The organism is Pseudomonas sp. R45(2017) (assembly GCF_002112305.1).
GTDB classification, from domain to species: domain Bacteria; phylum Pseudomonadota; class Gammaproteobacteria; order Pseudomonadales; family Pseudomonadaceae; genus Aquipseudomonas; species Aquipseudomonas paraglycinae.
On sequence record NZ_NEHH01000001.1, the window covers coordinates 495,332 to 518,155 of the forward strand.

Consider the following 22,824-nt stretch of genomic DNA (forward strand, 5'->3'; position numbering starts at 1 on the left):
CGATAGTCGAAGCTCGTTCGTCTCGTTATAGCCAATGCAATTGATTCGCATCTCGCGAGATCAATCAGCACCTATAAAGATTCGTGCGACACGGAGCGCTATCGATGTCCTCTCGCCTTACCCGCCAGACTTCTTCCCCTTCCCGCGTGCTTTCGCTGCTGACCGCCGCCATTCTGATGGCCGGCACCGCGCCGCTGATGGCCGCCACCGAACAGCCGACGCGCAACATGGGCGACTACTCGTTCGCCATTGCCCAACAGCCGCTGGTGTCGGCGCTCAATGCGTTCACCGCGGTCACCGGCTGGCAGGTCGGTTTGCCGGCGGAACTGGGTCAAGACGTGTCGTCGCCGGGCGTGCGCGGTTCGCTGCCACCGGAAAAAGCCCTGGAGCGTCTGTTGGTGGGGACCAACCTGAGCTTCCGCAAACTGAGCAACAACAACGTCGTGCTGGAAAAACGCGCCAGCAGCGGCGCACTCAATCTTGATCAGGTGACCATCAGCGCCACCCGTCAGGAACAGTCGATCAACAGCGTGCCGGCCACCGTCACCGTGCAGACCCGTCAGGATCTGGACCGCAACAACGTCAACACCATCAAGGATCTGGTGCGCTACGAGCCGGGCGTATCCGTGGGCGGCGCCGGCCAGCGTGGCGGGATCAGCGGCTACAACATTCGCGGCATCGACGGCGACCGGATTCTGACTCAGGTCGACGGCGTCGAAGTGCCTGACGGTTTCTTCAACGGCCCTTACGCCAAGACCCAGCGCAATTACGTCGACCCGGAAATCGTCAAACGCGTCGAGATCCTCCGTGGCCCGGCCTCGGTGCTGTACGGCAGCAACGCCATCGGCGGCGCGGTCAGCTACTACACCCTCGACCCGGACGACATCATCAAGCCCGGCAAAGACGTCGGTGCCCGCCTGAAAACCGGCTACAGCTCCGCCGACGAGAGCTGGCTGAAATCCGCCACCGTCGCCGGTCGCGCCGACCAGTTCGACGGCTTGTTGCACTACAGCCAGCGCGACGGTCATGAAACCGATTCCTACGGCAGCAACAACGGCACCGGCCTTGAGCGCACCGCCGCCAACCCGGAGGACGTGAAAGCCGCCAACGTGCTGGCCAAGATCGGCTGGAACTACAACGAAGGTTCGCGCCTGGGCCTGACCTACGAAAAGTACAAGGACGATCGCGACACCGATCAGAAAAGCGCCTACGGCGGCCCGTACTTCAACGGCGCCCCGACGATCCCGAACAGCGTGCTGCCCGGCGGCATGTACCAGTGGCGCACCGGCAACGACACCATCACCCGCGAGCGTTTCGGCCTGGAGCACAGCTTCGAGCTCGACAGCCTGCTGGCGGACAACGTGAAGTGGAGCCTCAACCACCAGACCGCCAAGACCGACCAGAGCACCGACGAGTTCTATTACCCGATCACCCGTAAAGTCCTGCGCACCCGCGACACGATCTACGAAGAAAAACAGTGGGTCTTCGACGCGCAACTGGACAAGGCCTTCAGCCTCGGCGCCACCGATCACGTGCTGACTTACGGCACCACCATCAAGCAGCAGAAAGTTACCGGCTCGCGCAGCGGCGACGGCACATGCCTGGCGGTCGGTCGCGGCTGCACCGCCATCGGCGCCACCAGCGCGGCTGACGTGCTGAAAAAATCCAGCGACTTCCCGGACCCGACCATCAACACCTACATCCTGTTCGCCCAGGATCAGATCAGCTGGAACAACTGGACCTTCCTGCCGGGCCTGCGCTACGACTACACGCAGCTCAAGCCGCACATCACCCAGGAATTCCTCAACACCGTGGCCGCCGACGGCAACGGCACGGTCAGCGACGAGAACAAGACCTGGCATAAAGTCTCGCCGAAATTCGGCCTGACCTACGCCCTGACCGACAACTACACCTGGTACGGTCAGTACGCCGAAGGCTTCCGCACACCGACCGCGAAAGCGCTTTACGGCCGCTTCGAGAACAGCACCACCGGCTACAACGTGGCGCCGAACCCGGACCTGGAACCGGAAAAGAGCAAAAGCTATGAAACCGGCCTGCGCGGCAACTTCGAGCAAGGCTCGTTCGACGTGGCGGTGTTCTATAACAAGTACCGCGACTTCATCAACGAAGACGCCGTCACCCCGGGCTACAGCGAGCTGACGTTCCAGTCCAGCAACATCAAGCACGCCACCATCAAGGGTGCCGAAGTCAAAGGTCGTCTGAACCTGGATTCCTTCGGCGCGCCGCAAGGCTTGTACACCCAGGGTTCGATCTCCTACGCCTATGGACGCAACAACGACAACGGCGAGCCTTTGAACAGCGTCAACCCGCTGACCGGCGTGTTCGGCCTCGGTTATGACCAGGACAACTACGGCGGCCTGCTGAGCTGGACCGTGGTCAAGAAGAAGGATCGCGTCGACGACAGCAACTTCAAATCGCCGGACGGTGTCAGCAGTCAATTCAAGTCGCCGGGCTTCGGCATTCTCGATCTGGCCGGTTATTACAAGGTCACCGACGACGTCACCGTCAGCGGCGGCATCTACAACCTGACCGACAAGAAATACTGGCTGTGGGATGACGTGCGCGGTTACGACAGCGTCGGCGAAGCCTCGGTGACACAACCGGCCAACCTTGATCGCCTGACCCAGCCGGGTCGCAACTTCGCGATCAACCTGGTCTGGGATATCTGATCCGGATGACCTCACGGCGCGCATGCATGGCCGCGCCGTGAGGTTTTTTTACTGTCCGGCGCTTGCCCGTACGTCTCGTTATCAAGCGCCTCTTCTTTTCAAGGACATCTCATGAGCACCCCGGAAAAAGCCCTGCGTTCGCAACGCCTGAACCAGATCACCCACGAGCCGCACAGCAAGCTCGATGCCCTGGTCAAGGCCCATGCGCCGTTCGAGACCCGCGCCAATTTCGCCCGTTTCGTGGCCGCGCAGTACCTGTTCCAGTCGGAGCTGGTGTCGCTGTACAACGATGCCGAACTGACCGCCATCGTCCCTGACCTGCCGGCCCGCTGCCGCGCCGAAGCGGCAAAAGCCGACCTCGCCGACCTAGACACCGAAGTGCCTGCGCCAGTCGCCGGCACGGTGAAAAACCCGAGCAAGGCCCGCGCCCTGGGCTGGATTTTCGTGTCCGAGGGTTCCAAGCTCGGCGCTGCGTTCCTGATCAAACGCGCGGTCGCGCTGGACCTGAGCGAAACCTTTGGCGCCCGTCATCTGGGCGAGCCTGAAGGCGGTCGCGCCGAAGGTTGGAAGAGCTTTGTGCGTACCCTCGATTCGCTGCAATTCAGTGCTGAAGAAGAAGCGGAAGTGGAGCAAGGCGCGATCGATGCGTTCAACCGCTTCACCGTGCTGCTGGAACAGGCTTACGCCACAGAAGCCGAACCGGCCTGATCCCAGCCACACCGTAAAACCTGTGGGAGCTGGCTTGCCAGCGATGACGGCGTGTCAGACAACATCCCTGTCGACTGACCGGACGCTATCGCTGGCAAGCCAGCTCCCACAAGGAATTGCGTAACTCTGTAAGATTCCCACCCTGTCACATTAGCCTCTCGCTGAGCCCATGCCCCAACCCGCCTCCTCCCGACTCGCCCGCCTGCTGTTCGGTCTGCTCGCCTATGTCAGCCTCGGCATCGGTCTGATCGCCATCGTCGTGCCCGGCCTGCCGACCACCGAGTTCATCCTGCTCGCCGCCTGGGCCGCGACCCGCAGTTCGCCGCGCCTGAGTGCCTGGCTGGAAAACCATCGGCTGTTCGGGCCGATCCTGAGTAACTGGCGCAACGGCAAGATCATCGCCCGCAAAGCCAAGGTCAGCGCCACCGTCAGCATGTTGCTGTGCGCCACGCTGATGCTGGTGATGCTCGATCACGGCTGGCCGATCTATCTGGCGATTGCCGGGATGACGATGGGCAACCTGTGGATCTGGTCGCGACCGGAAGCGCTGCCGAAGATTTTCTGATTTTTCTCTTGTTTTCAGGGCATTTACTCGCGCAAACGTTTAGCCGTGACCGTTCGTCGGCTTGCAACTCATGCGTACCCGCCTCGCGCCGATGAGCATTGAATGGCGCTGAATGGATTTGGCGAACCGGGCACCTTCCTGCCTCTTAGCCAACAGCTCATCCATTCGCGAGAACGTCCCATGTTCGACTCTCTGTCCATTCGCCTGAAAATCGTCTTGCTCTCCGGCCTCTGCCTGCTCGGTGTGGTCGCGCTGATCGTTGGCATCAACATTTACCAGACCAACCAGAACGACGAACTGGTCAGTGCTTCCAGCAGCAAGATGCTCACCGCCAGCGTGCAGGACCTGTTGCAGGCCAAGGCTGCCGAGCAAGCGGTGCGGGTGCAGAAAACCTTCGGCGAGAGCCTGTTGGTGATCACCGCCCTGGCCGACCAGATCAAGGACATGCGAGTGATGGCCGCCAAGCGTTCGCTGGACGCCGGCGCCCTGCGTGAAGAGTTGAACCAGAGCCTGAAAACCGCCTTCGAGCGCAACAGCAAGGTGCTTGGCATCTGGCTGGCGTTCGAACCCAACGGACTGGACGGCAAGGACAGCGAATTCGCCAACGATGCCGCGCGCCAGTCCAACGAGGCGGGACGTTTCGCCAGTTACTGGAGCCGTGCTGCGGGTCCGTCGCTGAACACGATCATGGTCGAAGACGACATGAACAAGACCACCCTCAGCGTCAGCGGCACGCCTTACAACAGCTGGTACACCTGCCCTCGCGACAACAAACGTACCTGCCTGCTTGATCCTTACGCCGACACCGTGGGCGGCAAGGAAATGCTCATGACCACCATTTCCGTGCCCCTGCTGGTGGACGGCAAGGCCATCGGCGTGGTCGGTGTCGACATCGCCCTCGACGCCCTGCAAGCGGCGGCCGTGGACTCTCAGCGTGACCTGTTCAACAGCGCCGGGCACATGCTGATCGTCTCCGGCAGCGGCGTGCTTGGTGCCTACAGCGCGGATGCCGGCAAGGTCGGCAAGAGCATCGGCGACACCCTCGGCGCCGAGGGCAAGGACGTGCTGCAACTGCTGAGTGCCGGCACACCGAAGATTCTCGAGCGGGGCGACCTGATCCGCGCCGTGTATCCGGTCAACCCGATTGCCGACTCCAAGGCCTGGGGCGTGGTCATCGACCTGCCGAAACAAGTGCTGCTGGCCGACTCGGTCAAGCTCCAGGCAGTGCTCGACGACGCGCAGCAAACCGGCACGATTACCGCATTGGCGGTGGCCGTGATCGCCGGCCTGATCGGTCTGCTGCTGATCTGGCTCACCGCCTCCGGCGTGACCCGTCCGATCAACAGCGTCGCCGAAATGCTGAAGAACATCGCCAGCGGTGAAGGTGATCTGACCCAGCGCCTGAACTACACCAAGAAAGATGAACTGGGCGAACTGGTGAACTGGTTCAACCGCTTCCTCGACAAGCTGCAACCGACCATCGCCCAGATCAAACAGAGCATCACCGAGGCCCGTGGCACCGCCGATCAGTCGTCGGAAATCGCCCGCCAGACCAGCGAAGGCATGCAGGTGCAGTTCCGCGAGATCGATCAGGTAGCGACCGCCTCCAACGAAATGAGCGCCACCGCTCACGACGTGGCGAACAGCGCGTCGAATGCGGCCAACGCGGCGAAAGGCGCCGATCAGTCGGCCAAGGACGGGATGTCGATCATCGAGCGCAGCACCCGCGACATCAACCAACTGGCCGATGAAGTCAGCAAAGCCGTGACCGAAGTCGAAGAGCTGGCAGTCAACAGCGAGCAGATCGGTTCGGTGCTGGAAGTGATCCGCAGCATTGCCGAGCAGACCAACCTGCTGGCGCTGAACGCCGCGATCGAAGCGGCCCGTGCCGGTGAAAGCGGTCGTGGTTTTGCGGTGGTGGCAGATGAAGTCCGTAACCTCGCCAAGCGCACCCAGGATTCGGTCGAAGAAATCCGCGTGGTGATCGAGCGCATCCAGACCGGCACCCGTGGCGTGGTCGCGACCATGCACTCGAGCCAGACCCAGGCTCACAACAACGCCGGGCAGATCCGCCAGGCCGTGGACGCCCTCGGCAAGATCAGCGACGCGGTTACCGTGATCAGCGACATGAACCTGCAGATCGCCAGCGCCGCCGAACAGCAAAGCGCCGTGGCCGAAGAGGTCAACCGCAACGTCTCGGCGATCCGTACCGTCACCGAAACCCTGACCGAACAGGCCACCGAATCGGCGGCGATCAGCAGCCAGCTCAATGCCCTGGCCAGCCAGCAGATGAAATTGATGGATCAGTTCCGCGTCTGACCTCCCCTCCCTGATCGTTCCCACGTCGAGGCGTCGAACCGTCCGCGTGGGAATACAGCCCAGGACGCTCCGCGTCCCGCTCCTGAACTGGAGCGCAGGGCATGGGAACGATCTCGTCATCTGTTCTATGATCAGGCCCTCTTCCGGAGGGCCTTCGATGACTGATCTGCTCACGTCCATTCAAGCCGCACTCGGCTTGTCCCGCACGCCGATTCCATTCACCGCCGAGGGCGCCCTGCCCTCAGCGTTTGCCGTCACCGACCTTGCCTGCGCGAGCATTGCCGTTGCCGGGCAAGCTGTCGCCGAACTCCTTCAGCAGCAAACCGGCGACTTGCCCACTGTAGAAGTCGACCGCCGCCTCGCCTCGTTCTGGTTCGCCACGTCGCTGCGACCGATCGGCTGGGAAGTGCCGCCGCTGTGGGATCCGGTGGCCGGCGACTACGCAACCCGAGACGGCTGGATCCGCCTGCACACCAACGCCCCGCATCACCGCACCGCCGCTGAAAGGGTGCTCGGCGCCTGTGCCGACCGCGCGGCGATGGCGGCGAAAGTTGCGCAATGGGCCAGTGCCGATCTGGAGCAAGCGGTGGTCGAGGCCAAGGGTTGTGCGGCTGAGATGCGCAGCTGGGAACAGTGGCAGAAACATCCGCAAGGGTTGGCGGTGAATGCCGAACCCTTGGTGCATTTCAGTGACGGGAAAGAAGAAAGTCATCAACCCTGGCAAGGCTCGGTGGCGCGGCCATTGGCGGGGCTCAAGGTGCTTGATCTGACCCGCGTACTGGCCGGCCCGACCGCCAGCCGCTTCCTCGCGGGGTTGGGCGCCAATGTGCTGCGCATCGACCCGCCGACCTGGAATGAACCCGGCGTGGTGCCGGAAGTGACCCTCGGCAAACGTTGTGCGCGACTGGATCTGCATAAGCCGGCGGATCGCGCAGTGTTTGAAGGTTTGCTCAAGGATGCCGACATTCTTCTGCACGGTTATCGTGCCGACGCCCTTGAACAGCTTGGCTTCGGCATAGAGCGTCGCCGGCAACTGGCGCCGGGGCTGATTGATGTCTGCCTCAACGCCTACGGCTGGAGCGGCCCGTGGCAGAACCGTCGGGGTTTCGACAGTCTGGTGCAGATGAGCAGCGGGATTGCCGAGGCCGGACAGCGCTGGAAGCAAGCGGACAAACCGACACCGCTGCCGGTACAGGCGCTGGATCATGCGACGGGGTATCTGATGGCGGCGAGTGTGATTCGGTTGCTGGCTGAACGGTTACGCAGTGGTCGAGGTGGATCGGCGCGGTTGTCGCTGGCACGGACGGCGAAGTTGTTGATTGAGCATGGGGCTGGGACGGATGAAACGTTGCGTCCGGAAAATCCACAGGATCAAAGCTCGCTGGTGGAGCAGACACCTTGGGGGCCGGCACGTCGGCTTCAAGCCCCGCTGAAGATTAGCGGGACGCCTCTGCAGTGGGTTTTGCCGGCAACTGAGTTGGGGTCGCATCGTCCGCAGTGGATTTAAGGTTTGTGCATGGTTTGAGACTGCTGCCCTCACCCCAGCCCTCTCCCGGGGGGAGAGGGAGCCGACCGAGTTGCCTGGCGCCATGCATCGACCTGAGAGATCGAGTCGATTTTGAATTCGGTGCATAACGTTCAAGTCGGTGTACTTCTCAAATATCCCCCAATCGGCTCCCTCTCCCTCCGGGAGAGGGCTGGGGTGAGGGCAGCGGTTTCAAGACGGATACGAAAAATTCAGTCAAAGCGACTCAAGGATGTCCACAACACCTGCGCCGCATACCCCCGAAACGGCCGCCAGGCCTCTGCCCGAACAGACAACTCCCGCGCCGTCATCCGTTCCCCTTCCTGCACCTCCAACGCCCGCAGCAATCCCACATCGCCAGTCGGAAACCCGTCCATGTCCCGCAACTGGCGCAGGGCAATGTACTGCGCCGTCCAGTCGCCAATCCCGTGCAGCGCCAGCAACCGCGCCGTCCCGGAGGCAAACAGCAGCGGATCGTCCAATGACGCCTGCGCCACCCCGGACAAGGTCCGCCCGCGACTTTTCGGCATGCCCAGCGCCGCCAGATCAGCGTTTGCCAAAACCTTTGCCTGAGGAAAGACGTGGGTCAGGCCCGGCACTGAAGAACGTAAAGGCTCGCCATACTGCGCCACCAGTTTCCCCGCCAGCCGAATCGCCGCCACCACGGTGATCTGCTGCCCCAGCACCGCGCGAAACGCCAGTTCCAGACCATCCCACGCCCCCGGCACCCGCAACCCCGGCCGTTCGGCGATCAGCCGCGCCAGCAGCGGATCTACCGCCAGATGCCGCTGCATCGTGGGTAGATCCGCATCCAGATCAAACATCCGTCGCAAACGCGCAACAATCTCGGGAACCGCCGACGGATCCGGGAAATCCAGCTCCACCTCCAGCGCATCACCGTCGCCGGGCCGGACCGAAACCGTGCCGTGAAACCCGTTCAACCCGATGCTGCGCGAATACACGCCATCGGCCACCGTCTCCATCCCGACCACTGCGCGGGCCGCGAGAAACTCGAGCATTGCCGGCCAGTCGCAGGATCCCTGATAGTCGAGCCGCAATCTCACAGGGATAACACGCCGCTGTACAACCCATACGCCGCGAGCCCGGCCCCGGCGATCACGCAGGTGAAAATCCCCTTCTCGAGCGTGGTGAACAGCGGCTCGCCCTGCTCATGTTTGGCCTTGGCGAACAGGATCACCCCCGGCGCATACAGCAGCGCCGACAGCAGCAGGTATTTCACCCCGCCGGCATACAACAGCCACACCGCGTAACACAGCGCGATGCCGCCGATCAGCAGATCCTTGGTGCGTTCGGCGGAGGCATGTTCATAGGTTTCCCCCCGTCCGCTGAGCAATACGGCGTAGGCCGCCGACCACAGATACGGCACCAGAATCATCGAGGAGGCGAGGTAAATCAGGCTGGTGTAAGTGCCGGCGGAAAACAGCGTGATCAGGAGGAAAATCTGGATCATCACGTTGGTCAGCCACAACGCATTGACCGGCACATGGTTGGCGTTTTCCTTCTTCAGGAACGCCGGCATCGTATTGTCCTTGGCGGTGGCAAACAGAATCTCCGCGCACAACAGTGCCCACGACAACAACGCACCGAGCAACGAAATGGCCAGGCCCACGCTGATCAGCAGTGCGCCCCATGGCCCGACAATGTGTTCCAGCACGGCGGCCAGCGACGGGTTCTGCAAGGTCGCCAGTTCCGGCTGACTCATGATCCCCAGCGACAACACATTGACCAGCACGAGCAGCGCCAGCACACCGATAAAACCGATCACCGTGGCGCGGCCCACATCCGAGCGTTTCTCCGCCCGGGCCGAGTAAACGCTGGCGCCTTCGATACCGATGAACACGAACACGGTGACCAGCATCATGTTGCGCACCTGATCCATCACGCCGCCGAAATTCGGGTTGCTGCGGCCCCAGATGTCGCGGGTAAACACGTCCGCCTTGAAGGCCACGGCGGCGATGACCACGAACATGATCAACGGAATAATCTTGGCCACCGTGGTCAGCTGATTGATCAGCGCTGCCTCCTTGATCCCGCGCATGACCAGAAAATGCACGGCCCACAGCAACACCGAAGCGCAGCCGATGGCAATCGGCGTGTTGCCTTGGCCGAACACCGGAAAGAAGTAGCCGAGGGTGCTGAACAGCAACACGAAATACCCGACGTTGCCCAGCCAGGCACTGATCCAGTAACCCCACGCGGACGAAAAACCCATGTAGTCGCCAAACCCGGCCTTGGCGTAGGCATACACGCCGGAGTCCAGTTCCGGTTTGCGGTTGGCCAGGGTCTGGAACACGAAGGCCAGGGTGAGCATGCCGATCGCCGTGATGCCCCAGCCGATCAGGATGGCGCCGGCATCGGCGCGGGCCGCCATGTTCTGCGGCAGGGAAAAAATCCCTCCGCCAATCATCGAACCCACCACCAGGGCGATCAGTGCGCCAAGGCGCAGCTTTTGCGTCGGTTGCGACATTCCAGCGTCTCCAAGTTCCAGAGCGGCGAATGCCGCGAAACCGTTATGCAACCGGCTTTTAACTAAATGGATAAAGCGTAATGACGTTTATTGAATAACGCCAACTTGCGCCCTTTATATATAGCCATTGGCGCTAACGCCGTAGCACGCTCAGACAGTTTTGTGCGCGAATCCTAATAAATCAATTCTGTACTGAAAACAGCGGTGAAAAATTTGCCAAAACCTGAAAAGGAACTAGCGTGATAATTCGAAAGTAATAGGATCCATTCTTAACCACTTTTGACAAAACGCCTCTAGGACGGGCCTTCCAGACAATAGCTTTATGCCTTCAGACGTTTCATAAGTCATTCATTAACAATGGAATGTGACCATGCACTGATCTAAGTCAGCTGTTTGAAAAGCCAACAGAACTACGCTGTGAACTCTTCTCTCCTGCAATGGAGTCATGCAATGTCTGAAGCTCCCGGAAAACTACGACTAGGTGCACTGGTCGCGTTGGTAGTCGGCTCAATGATCGGTGGCGGGATATTCTCTTTGCCACAAAACATGGCCGCCAGTGCCGACGTCGGCGCGGTACTGATTGGCTGGGCCATCACCGCAGTCGGCATGCTTACCCTCGCTTTCGTCTTTCAAACCCTCGCCAATCGCAAGCCTGACCTGGACGGCGGTGTCTACGCCTACGCCAAGGCCGGTTTCGGCGATTACATGGGTTTCTCCTCGGCCTGGGGTTACTGGATCAGTGCCTGGCTGGGCAACGTCGGTTACTTCGTTCTGCTGTTCAGCACCCTCGGCTACTTCTTTCCGGTTTTTGGGGAAGGCAACACCGTTGCTGCCGTGATCGGCGCCTCTGTCCTGCTGTGGGGCGTGCACTTTCTGGTGCTGCGCGGGATCAAGGAAGCGGCGTTCATCAACCTCGTGACCACTGTCGCCAAGGTCGTGCCGCTGCTGCTGTTCGTGCTGATCGCGATCTTCGCCTTCAAACTGGACATCTTTACCGCTGACATCTGGGGCGTGAAAAACCCGGATCTGGGCAGCGTGATGAACCAGGTGCGCAACATGATGCTGGTCACCGTGTGGGTGTTCATCGGCATCGAAGGCGCGAGCATCTTCTCGGCCCGGGCGGAAAAACGTTCGGACGTCGGCAAGGCGACCGTGATCGGGTTCATCACCGTGCTGCTGTTCCTGGTGCTGGTGAACGTGCTGTCGCTGGGCATCATGACCCAGCCGGAACTGGCCAAACTGCAGAACCCGTCGATGGCCGCCGTGCTTGAGCATGTGGTCGGTCACTGGGGCGCGGTGCTGATCAGCGTCGGTCTGATCATCTCGCTGCTGGGGGCGTTGCTGTCGTGGGTGCTGCTGTGTGCGGAGATCATGTTCGCCGCCGCCAAGGACCACACCATGCCGGAGTTCCTGCGCAAGGAGAACGCCAACCACGTGCCGGTCAACGCCCTGTGGCTGACCAACGCGATGGTGCAGCTGTTCCTGATCATCACCCTGTTCTCGGCCAGCACTTACCTGTCGCTGATCTACCTCGCCACTTCGATGATTCTGGTGCCGTACCTGTGGTCGGCGGCCTACGCCCTGCTGCTGGCGGTGCGCGGCGAAAGCTACGAAGGCTTCGCGGCCGAACGACGCAAGGACCTGATCATCGGTGCCATCGCCCTGATCTACGCGGTGTGGCTGCTCTACGCCGGCGGCGTGAAGTACCTGCTGCTGTCGGCCCTGCTCTATGCGCCCGGCGCGATCCTGTTCGCCAAGGCCAAGCTCGAACTCAAACAACCGGTTTTCACCAACGTCGAGAAGCTGATTTTCGCCGCAGTGGTCGTGGGCGCCCTGGTGGCAGCCTACGGACTGTATGACGGCTTCCTGACTCTGTAATTGCCCAACGTTTTCTCTCTGGAGGATCACTGAAATGACCACGGAAAAAGTTAAGTACGGCGTCCATTCCGAAGCCGGCAAACTGCGCAAAGTCATGGTTTGCTCCCCAGGTCTGGCCCATCAGCGGCTGACCCCGAACAACTGCGATGAACTGCTGTTCGATGACGTGCTGTGGGTCGCTCAAGCCAAGCGCGACCACTTCGACTTCGTGACCAAGATGCGTGAGCGCGGGATCGACGTGCTGGAAATGCACAACCTGCTGACCGACATCGTCGCCATCCCCGAAGCGCTGGACTGGATCCTCGAGCGCAAGGTCACCGCCGATTCGGTGGGCCTGGGCCTGATCAACGAAGTCAAATCCTGGCTGAAAAGCCTGGAGCCGCGACACATCGCCGAATTCCTGATTGGCGGCGTCTCCGCCGATGATCTGCCGGACAGCTTTGGTGGCAAGACCATCCAGATGTTCCGCGACTTCCTCGGCCACTCCAGCTTCATTCTGCCGCCGCTGCCGAACACCCAGTTCACCCGCGACACCACCTGCTGGATCTACGGTGGCGTGACGCTGAACCCGATGTACTGGCCGGCGCGTCGTCAGGAAACCCTGTTGACCACCGCTATCTACAAATTCCATCCGCAATTCACCAACGCCGAGTTCGAGATCTGGTACGGCGACCCGGACAAGGATCACGGCAGCTCCACTCTGGAAGGCGGCGACGTCATGCCAATCGGCAACGGTGTGGTGCTGATCGGTATGGGCGAGCGTTCATCCCGTCAGGCCATCGGCCAACTGGCGCTGAACCTGTTCAAGAACAAGGCCGTGGAAAAAGTCATCGTCGCCGGCCTGCCGAAATCCCGCGCGGCGATGCACCTCGATACCGTGTTCAGCTTCTGCGACCGCGACCTGGTCACGATCTTCCCGGAAGTGGTCAACCAGATCGTCGCCTTCACCCTGCGCCCTGACGAAAGCAAACAGGGCGGCATCGACATCCGTCGCGAAGAAGGCACCTTCCTCGACGTCGTGGCCAAAGCCCTCAACCTGCCGAAACTGCGCGTCGTCGAAACCGGCGGCAACAGCTTCGCCGCCGAACGCGAGCAATGGGATGACGGCAACAACGTGGTGGCCGTGGAGCCGGGCGTGGTCATCGGCTACGACCGCAACACCTACACCAACACCCTGCTGCGCAAGGCGGGCGTGGAGGTCATCACCATCAGCGCCGGCGAACTCGGTCGTGGCCGCGGCGGCGGCCACTGCATGACTTGCCCGATCATCCGCGACCCTATCGATTACTAAACGACCATCTCCCCGGCCGCACCTATCCCGTAGCGGCCGGGCCGATTACCGAATCCAAGGAGAATCATCATGGCGTTCAACATTCACAACCGTAACCTGCTCAGCCTGGAACACCACACCCCACGTGAGCTGCGCTACCTGCTCGACCTGTCCCGCGACCTCAAGCGCGCCAAGTACACCGGTACCGAGCAGCAACACCTGAAGGGCAACAACATTGCCCTGATCTTCGAAAAAACCTCAACCCGTACCCGCTGCGCATTCGAAGTCGCCGCTTATGACCAGGGCGCCAACGTCACCTACATCGACCCGAATTCCTCGCAGATCGGCCACAAGGAAAGCATGAAGGACACAGCCCGCGTGCTGGGTCGCATGTACGACGCCATCGAGTACCGTGGCTTCAAACAGGAAATCGTCGAAGAGCTGGCCAAGTTCGCCGGCGTACCGGTGTTCAACGGCCTGACCGATGAATATCACCCGACGCAAATGATTGCCGACGTGCTGACCATGCGTGAGCACGCCGACAAGCCGATCCACGAGATCAGCTACGCCTACCTGGGCGATGCGCGCAACAACATGGGCAACTCGCTGCTGCTGGTCGGCGCCAAACTCGGCATGGACGTGCGCATCTGCGCGCCGAAAGCCCTGTGGCCGCACGATGATCTGGTGGATCGCTGCAAAAAATACGCAGAGGAAAGCGGCGCCCGCATCACCCTGACCGAAGACCCGAAAGCGGCGGTCAAAGGCGTGGACTTCATCCACACCGACGTCTGGGTATCGATGGGCGAGCCGGTTGAAGCCTGGGCCGAGCGAATCCAGCAACTGCTGCCGTATCAGGTCAACGCCGAGCTGATGAAAGCCACCGGCAACCCGCGCACCAAGTTCATGCACTGCCTGCCGGCGTTCCACAACAGCGATACCAAGGTCGGCAAACAGATTGCCGAACAGTATCCGCACCTGAAAAACGGCATCGAAGTGACCGACGACGTGTTCGAGTCGCCTGCCTGCATCGCCTTCGAGCAAGCGGAAAACCGCATGCACACCATCAAGGCGATTCTGGTGTCGACTTTGGCAGACCTGTAACCCGGCTTTGGCACTGATCGTTCCCACGCTCCGCGTGGTAACGCCGCCCCCGGACGCTCTGCGTCAGCTGTGACGCAGAGCGTCACGGGATGCATTCCCACGCGGGAGCGTGGGAACGATCAACACGAAAAGGACATGCACCATGCGTATCGTCGTAGCTCTGGGCGGTAACGCCCTGCTCCGCCGTGGTGAGCCGATGACCGCTGACAACCAGCGCGCCAACATCCGCATCGCCACCGAGCAAATCGCCAAGATCCATCCCGGCAACCAACTGGTCATCGCCCACGGCAATGGTCCGCAAGTCGGCCTGCTGTCGTTGCAGGCGGCGGCCTACACTTCCGTCACCCCTTACCCGCTGGACGTGCTCGGTGCCGAAACCGAAGGCATGATCGGCTATATCATCGAACAGGAACTGGGCAACCTGCTGGACTTCGAAGTCCCGTTCGCCACCCTGCTCACCCAGGTCGAAGTCGACGCCAACGACCCGGCCTTCAAGAACCCGACCAAACCGATCGGCCCGGTCTACGAGAAAGCCGAAGCAGAAAAACTCGCCGCCGAAAAAGGCTGGGCCATCGCCCCGGACGGCGACAAGTTCCGGCGCGTGGTGGCCAGCCCCCGGCCGAAACGCATCTTCGAAATCCGCCCGATCAAGTGGCTGCTGGACAAGGGCAGCATCGTGATCTGCGCCGGCGGTGGCGGCATCCCGACCATGTATGGCGCGCACGGCAAGCTGCAAGGCATCGAAGCGGTGATCGACAAGGACCTGTGCTCGGCGCTGCTGGCCGAACAGCTGGAGGCGGACTTGCTGGTGATCGCCACCGACGTCAACGCGGCGTACATCGACTTCAAGAAACCCACCGAGAAAGCCATCGCCCAGGCCCACCCGGACGAACTCGAACGCCTGGGCTTCGCCGCCGGCTCCATGGGGCCGAAGGTGCAGGCAGCCTGTGAATTTGCACGCCATACTGGCAAGGTCGCGGTGATCGGTTCGCTCTCGGACATCGAAGCCATCGTTCAGGGCACCGCCGGTACGCGGGTCAGCACGGCAGCGCCGGGCATCACCTACCGATAAAAAGAAACTCCGGGGGCAGACTTCATGTCTGCCCTTCTCCCATGCCTTGAAAGGAGAAACCCATGGCCCAGTTCGAACCCGGTCATTTGCATATTGAGCGGCATGCGTTGACTGACGACGACGTCAATTACAACGTGCACCTCGACTATGAAGTGTTCACCGATCCCCAGAAAGGCAAAGGGATACAGTTCACCCTGCATGGCAGCATGCAGGGCAAAGAGGTCAACGAACCGTTCTTTCTGCCCAAGGAAGAGGCTTATAACTTCGCTCGTAACGTGACGCAGATCGCCGAAAAGTACGGGATCCCCAAGAGCCACAGCCAGATCGGCTCGGTGCACAAGCATTACGACCTGATGTTTGAAGACATCCGCATGAAGTTGAATATGAAATCCGGGGATCCGGTCAATCCCGAGCATTTCGAGTAACCCCCAAAAGCCCCTCACCCTAACCCTCTCCCGGAGGGAGAGGGGACTGATCCGGGGATATTTCAGAGTTACGCCGACCTGAACCTGCTTTACCGAATCCATAATCGACTGGTTCTTTCAGGTCGATGTCAAACCTCAGACACCTCGGTCAGCTCCCTCTCCCTCCGGGCGGTCCGACGCTTCGGGAGGGCTGGGGTGAGGGTGCTTTTGATTTAAGGCATACTTGCCCCCCTCCGCACTCCAGAACCCAGAACCGCCCCATGCGTATCCACGTCAGCTTCATCGACCGCGTCGGCATCACCCAGGAAGTCCTGGCTATCCTCGGTGGGCGCAATCTCAATCTGGATGCGGTGGAGATGATCCCGCCCAACGTCTACATCGACGCCCCGACCTTGAGCCCGCAAGTGCTCGAAGAACTGAAAGATGCGCTGTTTCGCGTGCGTGGTGTAGAAGCAGTAACCGTGGTCGACATCCTCCCCGGCCAGCGTCGGCACTTGCAGCTCGACGCGTTGCTCGCGGCAATGACCGACCCGGTACTGGCGCTGGACAGCGCCGGCAAGGTACTGCTGGCCAACCCGGCACTGATCGCCCTGTACGGCCGTGAGCCAGCGGGTGAAAGCGTTTCGGAACTGTTCAACGATCCGGGCCTGCTCGAAACCCTGCTCGAACAAGGCTTCCGCCTGCCGCTGCGAGAAATCACCGTCAACGGCCAGACCCTGTTGCTCGACGCCACGCCGATCACCGACGCCGGCGCCCTGCTGACCCTGTATCAGCCGAACCGCATCGGCGAACAACTCTCGGCGCTGCATCACGATCACGCCGAAGGTTTCGATGCGCTGCTCGGTGAATCGCCGCCAATCCGCACCCTCAAGGCCCGCGCCCAGCGCGTCGCGGCCCTCGATGCGCCGCTGTTGATCCAGGGCGAAACCGGCACCGGCAAAGAACTGGTGGCCCGCGCCTGCCACGCCATCAGCGCCCGGCACAGCGCGCCATTCCTCGCGCTGAACTGCGCGGCCCTGCCGGAGAACCTCGCCGAGAGCGAACTGTTCGGCTACGCCCCCGGCGCCTTCACCGGCGCACAACGCGGCGGTAAACCGGGGCTGATGGAACTGGCCAACCAGGGCACCGTGTTCCTTGACGAGATCGGCGAGATGTCGCCGTACTTGCAGGCCAAGCTGCTGCGCTTTCTCAACGATGGCAGCTTCCGTCGGGTCGGTGGCGATCGTGAGGTAAAGGTCAACGTGCGGATCCTCAGCGCGACCCACCGCGACCTGGAGAAAATGGTCAGCGAAGGCCTGTTCCGCGAAGACCTGTTCTACCGCCTCAACGTGCTCAACGTTGAAGTGCCGCCGTTGCGCGAACGCGGTCAGGACATTCTGTTGCTGGCGCGCTATTTCATGCAGCAGGCCTGCGCGCAGATCCAGCGCCCGGTCTGCCGCCTCGCACCGGGCACCTACCCGGCGCTGCTCGGCAACCGCTGGCCGGGCAACGTGCGGCAATTGCAGAACGTGATCTTCCGCGCCGCCGCCATCTGCGAAAGCAGCCTGGTGGACATCGGCGACCTCGATATCGCCGGCACCTCCGTGGCACGCCAGACCGACACCGACGTCGACAGCCTCGAAGAAGCCGTCGAAGCCTTCGAGAAATCGCTGCTGGAAAAACTCTACGTCAGCTATCCCTCGACCCGCCAACTGGCCAGCCGCCTGCAAACCTCGCACACCGCAATTGCCCATCGGCTGCGCAAGTACGGGATTCCGGACAAAGCCTGAGACCGCGCCAAAAACGACCTCCATCTGTACTGAAAGCGCTACAGCGGAACGATATCGCTACACCCTCCTCCGATCACCGCTGTGCAAGGCTTTGATCCGGTTCAGCTTTTTTCTTCGCCTCACACTGTAGCGATTTCGCTACAGCCAACGTACTCGCGTCTACTCGAAAATCAATCAAGCCATTGATTTATAACGATATTTTTACGTTGGCCGCGTTCTTGCTAAGTAACCGCTCATAAAATCAGGGCATTGCCGCCCGAGTATTCCACCGCGTCCACCAGACGAGTCTGGCCCCTAGGAGATTCCATGAGCGAGTTGCGTTTTACTGAAGATCACGAATGGCTGCGCGCCGAAGCCGATGGTTCTGTCACCGTTGGCATCACCGCGTTCGCGCAGAACGCCCTGGGCGACGTGGTGTTCGTGCAACTGCCTGAATTGCAGGCGTACGAGAAAGGCGCCGAAGCCGCCACCGTGGAATCGGTAAAAGCCGCCAGCGGCGTTTACATGCCACTGGACGGTGAAGTCCTGGCCACCAACCCGGCCCTGGAAGACAGCCCTGAGCTGGTCAACGAAGATCCGCTGGGCGAAGGCTGGTTCTTCCGCTTCAAGCCAGTCGACGCTTCGGCCGTCGCCAAGCTGCTGGATCAGGACGCCTACGACCGCCTGATCAAAGCCCAAGCCGAAGCCTGAGGAACCTGACATGACCCAAGTAAATCTCGGCACCGCCAACGAATTCATCGCCCGTCACATCGGCCCGCGCGCCGGTGACGAGCAAGCCATGCTCAACAGCCTCGGCTTCGACTCGCTCGAAGCCCTAAGCGCCAGCGTCATCCCGGAAAGCATCAAGGGCACCAGCGTACTCGGCCTCGACGATGGCCTGAGCGAAGCCGATGCCCTGGCGATGATCAAAGGCATCGCCGGCAAGAACCAGCTGTTCAAGACCTACATCGGCCAGGGCTACTACAACTGCCACACGCCATCGCCGATCCTGCGCAACCTGCTGGAAAACCCGGCCTGGTACACCGCTTACACCCCGTACCAGCCAGAAATTTCCCAGGGCCGTCTCGAAGCGCTGCTGAACTTCCAGACCCTGATCAGCGACCTCACCGGCCTGCCGATCGCCAACGCATCCCTGCTCGACGAAGCCACCGCCGCTGCCGAAGCCATGACCTTCTGCAAACGCCTGAGCAAGAACAAGGGCAGCCACCAATTCTTCGCCTCGATCCACAGCCACCCGCAAACCCTCGACGTGCTGCGCACCCGTGCCGAGCCGCTGGGCATCGACGTGGTCGTGGGCGATGAACGCGAACTGACCGACGTGACGCCGTTCTTCGGCGCGCTGCTGCAATACCCGGCCAGCAACGGTGATGTGTTCGACTACCGCGAACTGACCGAACGCTTCCACGCCGCCAACGCACTGGTGGCCGTGGCCGCTGACCTGCTGGCCCTGACCCTGCTGACCCCGCCGGGCGAATTCGGCGCCGACGTGGCGATCGGCAGCGCCCAACGTTTCGGCGTGCCGCTGGGCTTCGGTGGCCCGCACGCGGCTTACTTCTCCACCAAAGATGCGTTCAAGCGCGACATGCCGGGCCGTCTGGTCGGTGTCTCGGTTGACCGCTTCGGCAAGCCGGCCCTACGTCTGGCGATGCAGACCCGCGAGCAACACATCCGCCGCGAGAAAGCCACGTCGAACATCTGCACCGCGCAAGTGCTGCTGGCCAACATCGCCAGCATGTACGCCGTGTACCACGGCCCTAAAGGCCTGACCCAGATCGCCAACCGCGTGCATCACCTGACCGCGATCCTGGCCAAGGGCCTGAGCGCACTGGGCGTGACCGTCGAGCAAGCCAGCTTCTTCGACACCCTGACCCTGGCCACCGGCGCGCAAACTGCCGCGCTGCATGACAAGGCTCGCGCTCAACAGATCAACCTGCGCGTGATCGACGCCCAGCGTCTGGGCCTGTCGGTCGACGAAACCACCACCCAGGCCGACATCGAAACCCTGTGGGGCCTGTTCGCCGACGGCAAGACCCTGCCGGATTTCGCTGCTCTCGCCGCTGCCGCGCAAAGCACTATTCCAGCCGCGCTGGTACGTCAATCGCCGATCCTCAGACACCCGGTGTTCAACCGTTATCACTCGGAAACCGAGCTGATGCGCTACCTGCGCAAACTGGCGGACAAGGACCTGGCACTGGACCGCACCATGATCCCGCTGGGCTCGTGCACCATGAAACTCAACGCCGCCAGCGAAATGATCCCGGTGACCTGGGCCGAATTCGGCGCCCTGCACCCGTTCGCCCCGGCCGAGCAAAGCGCCGGTTACCAGCAACTGACCGACGAACTGGAAGCGATGCTCTGCGCCGCCACCGGTTACGACTCGATCTCCCTGCAACCGAACGCCGGTTCCCAAGGTGAGTACGCAGGTCTCCTGGCGATTCGCGCCTATCACCAGAGCCGTGGCGAAGACCGTCGCGACATCTGTTTGATCCCGTCGTCCGCCCACGGCACCAACCCGGCGACCGCCAACATGGCCGGCATGCGCGTGGTCGTGACCGCGTGCGACGCCCGTGGCAACGTGGACATCGAAGACCTGCGCGCCAAGGCCATCGAGCACCGCGAACACCTCGCGGCGCTGATGATCACTTACCCGTCGACCCACGGCGTGTTCGAAGAAGGCATCCGCGAAATCTGCGGCATCATTCATGACAACGGCGGCCAGGTGTACATCGACGGCGCCAACATGAACGCGATGGTCGGCCTCTGCGCACCGGGCAAGTTCGGCGGCGACGTCTCGCACCTGAACCTGCACAAGACTTTCTGCATTCCGCACGGCGGTGGCGGCCCGGGCGTCGGCCCGATCGGCGTGAAATCGCACCTGACTCCGTTCCTGCCAGGCCACGGCCACATGGAACGCAAGGAAGGCGCGGTCTGCGCAGCACCGTTCGGCAGCGCGAGCATTCTGCCGATCACCTGGATGTACATTCGCATGATGGGTGGCGCAGGCCTGAAGCGCGCTTCGCAACTGGCGATCCTCAATGCCAACTACATTTCCCGTCGCCTGGAAGAGCACTACCCAGTGCTCTACACCGGCAGCAACGGTCTGGTGGCGCACGAGTGCATCCTCGATCTGCGTCCGCTGAAAGACAGCAGCGGCATCAGCGTCGATGACGTCGCCAAGCGTCTGATCGACTTCGGCTTCCACGCCCCGACCATGTCGTTCCCGGTGGCCGGCACGCTGATGATCGAGCCGACCGAAAGCGAATCCAAGGAAGAACTGGATCGCTTCTGCGACGCCATGATCCGCATCCGCGAAGAAATCCGCGCAGTGGAAAACGGCACCCTGGACAAGGACGACAACCCGCTGAAGAACGCTCCGCACACCGCAGCGGAACTGGTTGGCGAGTGGACTCACCCGTACAGCCGCGAACAGGCGGTGTACCCGGTGGCGTCGTTGATCGAAGGCAAATACTGGCCGCCGGTCGGTCGCGTCGACAACGTGTTCGGCGACCGCAACCTGGTCTGCGCCTGCCCGTCGATCGAAAGCTACGCTTGACCTGTAAAGGGGCGGGTTAGCCCGCCCCTTTCATGCGTGCCTGATGTGCCTATAACAAGAAACCGGAGAACAACCATGTCGTTAAGCGTGTTCGACCTGTTCAAGATTGGCATCGGCCCCTCCAGCTCCCACACCGTCGGCCCGATGCGCGCGGCTGCGCGCTTCGTCGAAGGCCTGCGTCGGGAAAACCTGTTGTCGGCCACCACCAGCGTCAGGGTCGAGATGTACGGATCCCTCGGCGCCACTGGCAAGGGTCACGGCAGCGACAAGGCCGTACTGCTGGGCCTGGAAGGTGAACACCCGGACACCGTGGATACCGAAACCGTCGCCGCCCGTCTCGCGGAGATTCGTGGCAACGGGCGTTTGAACCTGCTCGGTGAACACAGCATTGCGTTCAACGAGAAAGAACACCTGGCAATGATCCGCAAGCCGTTGGCCTATCACCCCAACGGCATGATCTTCCGCGCCTTCGATGCGGCGGGATTGCAGATCCGCAGCCGCGAGTACTACTCGGTCGGCGGTGGGTTTGTGGTCGACGAAGACGCGGCCGGCGCCGACCGGATCGTCGAAGACGCCACCCCGCTGACCTTCCCGTTCAAAAGTGCCAAGGACTTGCTCGGTCACTGCGCCACCTACGGGCTGTCGATCAGCCAGGTGATGCTGACCAACGAAAGCGCCTGGCGCCCGGAAGCGGAAACCCGCGCCGGCCTGCTGAAAATCTGGCAAGTGATGCAGGACTGCGTGGCCGCCGGCTGTCGCAACGAAGGCATCCTGCCGGGTGGCCTCAAGGTCAAGCGGCGGGCGGCGGCGTTGCACCGGCAACTGTGCAAGAACCCGGAATCGTCGCTGCGCGATCCGCTGTCGGTGCTGGACTGGGTCAACCTCTACGCCCTCGCCGTCAACGAAGAAAACGCCAACGGCGGGCGCGTGGTCACGGCACCAACCAATGGCGCAGCGGGGATCATCCCTGCGGTGCTGCATTACTACATGCGCTTCATTCCCGGTGCGAACGATGACGGCGTGGTGCGCTTCCTGCTCACCGCCGCGGCCATCGGCATTCTGTACAAGGAAAACGCCTCGATCTCCGGTGCCGAAGTCGGTTGTCAGGGCGAGGTCGGCGTGGCCTGTTCGATGGCGGCCGGCGCGCTGTGCGAAGTCCTTGGCGGCAGCGTGCAGCAAGTCGAAAACGCCGCTGAAATCGGCATGGAACACAACCTCGGCCTGACCTGTGACCCGATTGGCGGGCTGGTGCAGGTGCCGTGCATCGAGCGCAACGCCATGGGTTCGGTCAAGGCGATCAACGCCGTGCGCATGGCCATGCGCGGAGACGGGCAGCACTTCGTCTCCCTCGACAAGGTCATCCGCACCATGCGCCAGACCGGCGCCGACATGAAAAGCAAATACAAGGAGACCGCCCGTGGCGGTCTGGCGGTCAACATTATCGAGTGCTGATCGCGCCAT

At 61.8% G+C, this 22,824-nt stretch carries 16 protein-coding genes and 1 pseudogene; 15 read left to right on the forward strand and 2 right to left on the reverse strand.

Annotated features, from left to right (window positions below):
- Window positions 1-104 precede the first annotated feature (104 nt).
- From CAF74_RS02380 to CAF74_RS02400, 6 genes and pseudogenes are all read left to right on the forward strand, one after another.
- Complete coding sequence (locus CAF74_RS02380; protein WP_085745189.1) at window positions 105-2,690, forward strand: TonB-dependent receptor; 2,586 nt, start codon at window positions 105-107, stop codon at window positions 2,688-2,690.
- Window positions 2,691-2,801: 111 nt separating this feature from the next.
- Complete coding sequence (locus tag CAF74_RS02385; protein WP_085745190.1) at window positions 2,802-3,398, forward strand: biliverdin-producing heme oxygenase; 597 nt, start codon at window positions 2,802-2,804, stop codon at window positions 3,396-3,398.
- 169 nt (window positions 3,399-3,567) lie between these two features.
- Window positions 3,568-3,963, forward strand: a complete 396-nt coding sequence (locus tag CAF74_RS02390) for a YbaN family protein (RefSeq protein ID WP_085745191.1) — start codon at window positions 3,568-3,570, stop codon at window positions 3,961-3,963.
- A gap of 453 nt (window positions 3,964-4,416) precedes the next feature.
- Window positions 4,417-5,424, forward strand: a pseudogene (locus CAF74_RS29540) (HAMP domain-containing protein); the annotation flags it as partial.
- 102 nt (window positions 5,425-5,526) lie between these two features.
- Window positions 5,527-6,282, forward strand: coding sequence for a methyl-accepting chemotaxis protein (locus CAF74_RS29545; protein WP_371320921.1), 756 nt, complete (start codon window positions 5,527-5,529; stop codon window positions 6,280-6,282).
- A gap of 157 nt (window positions 6,283-6,439) precedes the next feature.
- A complete protein-coding gene (locus CAF74_RS02400; RefSeq protein WP_085745192.1) occupies window positions 6,440-7,789 on the forward strand; it encodes a CoA transferase in 1,350 nt (449 codons plus the stop codon).
- A gap of 230 nt (window positions 7,790-8,019) precedes the next feature.
- On the opposite strand, the gene CAF74_RS02405 is transcribed toward CAF74_RS02400, so the two are convergent.
- Together CAF74_RS02405 and arcD (CAF74_RS02410) are read right to left on the reverse strand one after the other, a co-directional pair.
- Window positions 8,020-8,871: a DNA-3-methyladenine glycosylase gene (locus CAF74_RS02405; RefSeq protein WP_085745193.1), complete on the reverse strand. Its 852-nt coding sequence runs from the start codon at window positions 8,869-8,871 to the stop codon at window positions 8,020-8,022.
- Complete coding sequence (gene arcD, locus CAF74_RS02410) at window positions 8,868-10,295, reverse strand: arginine-ornithine antiporter (protein WP_007951183.1); 1,428 nt, start codon at window positions 10,293-10,295, stop codon at window positions 8,868-8,870. The genes CAF74_RS02405 and arcD (CAF74_RS02410) overlap by 4 nt, the downstream gene beginning before the upstream one ends.
- A 450-nt stretch (window positions 10,296-10,745) precedes the next feature.
- On the opposite strand from arcD (CAF74_RS02410), the gene arcD (CAF74_RS02415) reads away from it, so the two are divergent.
- The 9 genes from arcD (CAF74_RS02415) to CAF74_RS02455 all read left to right on the forward strand — a co-directional run bounded on the left by arcD (CAF74_RS02415) (window position 10,746) and on the right by CAF74_RS02455 (window position 22,815).
- A complete protein-coding gene (arcD, locus tag CAF74_RS02415) occupies window positions 10,746-12,173 on the forward strand; it encodes an arginine-ornithine antiporter (protein WP_085745194.1) in 1,428 nt (475 codons plus the stop codon).
- Between the two features lie 34 nt (window positions 12,174-12,207).
- Complete coding sequence (gene arcA / locus CAF74_RS02420) at window positions 12,208-13,464, forward strand: arginine deiminase (RefSeq protein ID WP_085745195.1); 1,257 nt, start codon at window positions 12,208-12,210, stop codon at window positions 13,462-13,464.
- Between the two features lie 69 nt (window positions 13,465-13,533).
- Entirely contained in the window at window positions 13,534-14,544 is a 1,011-nt protein-coding gene (locus CAF74_RS02425) for an ornithine carbamoyltransferase (RefSeq protein WP_007951186.1), read from the forward strand.
- 142 nt (window positions 14,545-14,686) lie between these two features.
- On the forward strand, window positions 14,687-15,616 hold the full coding sequence (gene arcC, locus CAF74_RS02430; RefSeq protein ID WP_007951187.1) for a carbamate kinase: 930 nt from the start codon (window positions 14,687-14,689) through the stop codon (window positions 15,614-15,616).
- Window positions 15,617-15,678: 62 nt separating this feature from the next.
- Window positions 15,679-16,041: a DUF5064 family protein gene (locus tag CAF74_RS02435; RefSeq protein ID WP_011335628.1), complete on the forward strand. Its 363-nt coding sequence runs from the start codon at window positions 15,679-15,681 to the stop codon at window positions 16,039-16,041.
- A 260-nt stretch (window positions 16,042-16,301) separates the two neighbouring features.
- Window positions 16,302-17,810, forward strand: coding sequence for a sigma-54-dependent transcriptional regulator (locus tag CAF74_RS02440; protein WP_085745196.1), 1,509 nt, complete (start codon window positions 16,302-16,304; stop codon window positions 17,808-17,810).
- Window positions 17,811-18,116: 306 nt separating this feature from the next.
- Complete coding sequence (gene gcvH, locus CAF74_RS02445; protein ID WP_085745197.1) at window positions 18,117-18,500, forward strand: glycine cleavage system protein GcvH; 384 nt, start codon at window positions 18,117-18,119, stop codon at window positions 18,498-18,500.
- Between the two features lie 10 nt (window positions 18,501-18,510).
- On the forward strand, window positions 18,511-21,363 hold the full coding sequence (gene gcvP / locus CAF74_RS02450; protein ID WP_085745198.1) for an aminomethyl-transferring glycine dehydrogenase: 2,853 nt from the start codon (window positions 18,511-18,513) through the stop codon (window positions 21,361-21,363).
- A 75-nt stretch (window positions 21,364-21,438) separates the two neighbouring features.
- Window positions 21,439-22,815 (forward strand): L-serine ammonia-lyase, encoded by a 1,377-nt coding sequence (locus CAF74_RS02455; RefSeq protein WP_085745199.1) that lies wholly within the window; start codon window positions 21,439-21,441, stop codon window positions 22,813-22,815.
- Window positions 22,816-22,824: the final 9 nt, after the last annotated feature.